The sequence below is a fragment of the uncultured Campylobacter sp. genome, from assembly GCF_938045405.1.
Classification (GTDB): Bacteria; Campylobacterota; Campylobacteria; order Campylobacterales; family Campylobacteraceae; genus Campylobacter_B.
In genome coordinates, this window is record NZ_CALIMW010000164.1 from 1 (window position 1) to 3,298 (window position 3,298).

General features: G+C 44.0%; 4 protein-coding genes. 1 reads left to right on the forward strand and 3 read right to left on the reverse strand.

Translation table 11 applies throughout. The annotated features are described in order from the left end of the window. The 3 genes from Q0140_RS06405 to Q0140_RS06415 form a co-directional block, all read right to left on the reverse strand. A partial coding sequence (locus tag Q0140_RS06405; protein WP_297962911.1) for a Mu transposase C-terminal domain-containing protein occupies nt 1-1,650 on the reverse strand: 1,650 nt, incomplete at its 3' end. Beyond that, nucleotides 1,593-2,093, reverse strand: coding sequence for a hypothetical protein (locus Q0140_RS06410; RefSeq protein ID WP_297962914.1), 501 nt, complete (start codon nt 2,091-2,093; stop codon nt 1,593-1,595). The genes Q0140_RS06410 and Q0140_RS06405, both read right to left, overlap by 58 nt. Before the next feature lies 1 nt (nt 2,094). Further along, on the reverse strand, nt 2,095-2,277 hold the full coding sequence (locus Q0140_RS06415; RefSeq protein WP_297962917.1) for a hypothetical protein: 183 nt from the start codon (nt 2,275-2,277) through the stop codon (nt 2,095-2,097). A gap of 80 nt (nt 2,278-2,357) precedes the next feature. Between Q0140_RS06415 and Q0140_RS06420 the strand changes: the two genes are divergently transcribed. Then, nucleotides 2,358-3,062 carry a LexA family transcriptional regulator gene (locus Q0140_RS06420; protein WP_297962920.1) on the forward strand — a complete coding sequence of 235 codons (705 nt, stop codon included), beginning with the start codon at nt 2,358-2,360 and terminating at the stop codon, nt 3,060-3,062. Nucleotides 3,063-3,298 lie beyond the last annotated feature (236 nt).

The window sequence follows — 3,298 nt, forward strand, 5'->3', positions numbered from 1 at the left end:
GCTCACCACGGCCTCATTTTTAGCTAGCTGCGCGCTAAGCGCGGTATGATTGCGCGGATCTATACGATCTATCAAATGAGCCTCGCAAATAGGGCGATTATTTTTCATATCTACGACGAATACGCTTTCTACCTCGCCTCTGTTTATCCTTACCTCTACGTTTTGCCCTACGAATTTGCAAAGCGCAGGATGCGAATATGTCCGCCTCTGCCCCATTACCGATAGAGCTATGCAGCTATTTCTCACTCTGATAGATCTGCGTTCGCTAAAGATATACTCAAGCGTAGTTTCATCAAATACCGCCCTAGGCTTAGCCTCCAACTTATCTAAGAAGCTTTTTAAAGGATGAATTTTGCGAGAGGCGTTATAGTGTTCGTTCCACCACCTCACCGCCCGCTCGAAATATGAGATAAAATCGGTAAAATTAAGCGGATTTTGCTTTATATATTCAGCTATGATCTCGCTTTGTCTATCACCGTCCTTGTGATATCCCGCTCCGCCGCACTCAGCTATTACCATCTCGCCCATGCGGCGCTGGACGTGATTAAAGATATTTTCGATAGGTTTTGCGCGAGAATTCCTTACCTTCGCTTTTTTATGAAGCAGATTTGGCACTAGATCGTCAAAATCCCTAAATTTAATCCCGCTTAGCTGAGACCTGACGCCTGCGATATACTCGCTTAGCTCGGGTTTTCCGTTATCGGTATAGATGGCATCTGGGATGCCAAAGCGCAAAGCCATCTTTAGGCTATTGCCTACGCTTAGGCGGTTATATTTTCCAAGTACTATATCTATGCCTATGATCGCTCCGCTTCCCATATTGATCCAGACATAAGCGTTAGGGTTGATGACCTCTCCTGCGGGACCTACCGCATCGAAATCAAATACTATCTGATCGCCGCAGATCATCTCCATACTTTCGTAGCAGTTTAGATCGCGGATGATATGCATAGCCCACTCGTTTCGTACGCCGCGATCGCCGCAGCTTGCACGAAGTAGCATCGCTTTGATCTCTGGCGCCGCGGTTAGGCGGGCGAAGCTTTGGTATGAGCCGATTTTAAGGGCGTTGTCTTTCGCATAGGATTGCAGCTGCTCGTAAGCAAAGCTCTTGCTAGCTAGCGGATTGTGCAGCATAAAGCCTACCGCCCACTCTAAAGCGCTCATCTCAAAGCTGGAGCTTTTAAACTTAGCTTTAAAATCAATGCTTAGCTCGTCGTTTTTAACCTCTACTTCACTTTGCTTAAATAGCTTGGCCCACGAATAAAGCGTTTTTAAGCTCACTTCGTATTTCGCCGCTACCCCCTTGCCCCATAGCGTCTTACTCATTCCCGCAGGGCAGCTTTTTAGCTCGTTTATTGCCTTTAACTTATTCATCTTTTCTATATCCTTAATCTTTAGGCTCAGAGCGTTTTGCTCTGCTTCGCTGCGCTCGCAAGAAACGCCGCTTCGGCTTCGCCTTGCGTCGCTATACTCGTTTTGCTCTGCTTCGCTACGCTCGTTTTGCGGTGCGCAAATGAAAGCATCCGAGCCATTATTTATATTTGAGTCGCTATCCGTGAACGCCGCGTTATTTTCATCTACTGCTTCGTGCTCTAGGCTTTGGCGGTTTTGCGCCACTTTTTGACATTCTTGATAAAATTTAGCTGCCACATCAGCTCTTCGGCTACCCTCTCCTCGCTCGTATCCCACGCCGTAGCTAGTGTTTTTACAAAAGCGCGCGTCGCACTCATAGCGTTGTCCGCCATCTTGTCCGCCTGCGAATACTTGAGCTTGACGAAGTACTTGTTCTGTCTGATCACCATCTTTATTTTCATTTTTATTCCTTTTATTTTGTCGCGCTCATCGCTGCAAATAGGTGCGGGCGCGCTTTGCTGTGAAATTTCGCCGTTTTCGTCGTTTATCAGATTATCATCAATCCAAATTTGAAGGGTTTTACCACCGCGACCGACGCCGTCGGTGTAGGTAAAACACAATATATTAGGTTTTATCGAGCAAAATTTTTTGCCTGCCTTTTCCGCACGCTTAACAGCTTTCATCAGAGCGTCATATTTGACGCTCAAAATTTCCGCCGCATGCTTACTGGTTACCCACATATTAGGCTACTTTTATCCCGACTTTTTTAAAGGTATTCTTGGCTTTTTTGGAGTAGTACCCGTTTAAAATGCTACTATAGCTTAGGTTATTCTCGCGACAAAAACGCTTTAGAGTTTTATTCGTCTTGATTTGGATTTGCTCCGCTACCCCGCCGCTTTTTACGTTACCGATAAAATCTATCATCGTTTAAGCTTCCTTTGATATAATTTTGGTATAGATGTCGAAATTATAATCTAATTTATTAGGTTTGTCAAGGGGATTTTATGAATTTAGCACAAAAGATTAGGTCTTTGCGAGAAAATAAAGAATGGACGCAAGGCGATTTGGCTGAAAAATCAGGTGTTGGCAAGTCCAGCATACAATTATATGAAAGCGGCAAAGGAAATATTACACAACTAAATTTAGAAAAAATAGCTTCTGCGTTTGGTGTAAATATATCTTATTTTTTAAACGACAAGATGTCCAATGGTTTGTCCATAAGTGTCCATAAGTCGTCCCCCAATTTGTCCCTTAGTCCCGCGAACCTTAAAAAGTCACAAAAAGAGCAGATCGCAGAGGATCAAATTTTCATCCGCAAGCTGAGCTCGGTCGTCGGTGCGGGCGAGAGCGCCGATATCGAAGGCGTCGAAGTATACGATACGGACGTGCTCGTGCCTTTTTCTCGGATGCTTTTTAATTTACCCGTAAACGAGCATAATATCCGCTGCCTCAAAGTCGTCGGATATTCGATGATACCGATGCTCTATCCGGATAGCTGGGTTATAGCCCGCATGGGGCCGAGCTTCGATGGGGATGGACTTTATATCATAGATTTCGGCGGAAATTTTATGGTAAAATTGCTACAAAAGCACCCAAACGGCACGCTTTTTGTTAATAGCGTCAATCAAGAATACCGCAGCTATGAGATAGGACCGAATGACGAGATCCGAGTACAAATCGTCGGCAAGGTTTTGCGCTGCGTGATTTGAAGCCTATTTTTAGGGATTTTGAAGCTTTTTGAAAGAACTTTGAAGCTATTTTGAAGCCCCCTAGGGCTCGTTTTCAAAAATGTGAAAAAAAAATGCGCGAAAATTGCAAAATTCGCATTTTAGTTTCTCATTTTTTACCTCAACCCTATATGCTTACAAATATCGCCCAAATCGCTATTTGCTCCGAATTTTTTGCCAATCTCACTTTTTTACCTTTTATATGAGATTTATCAAAT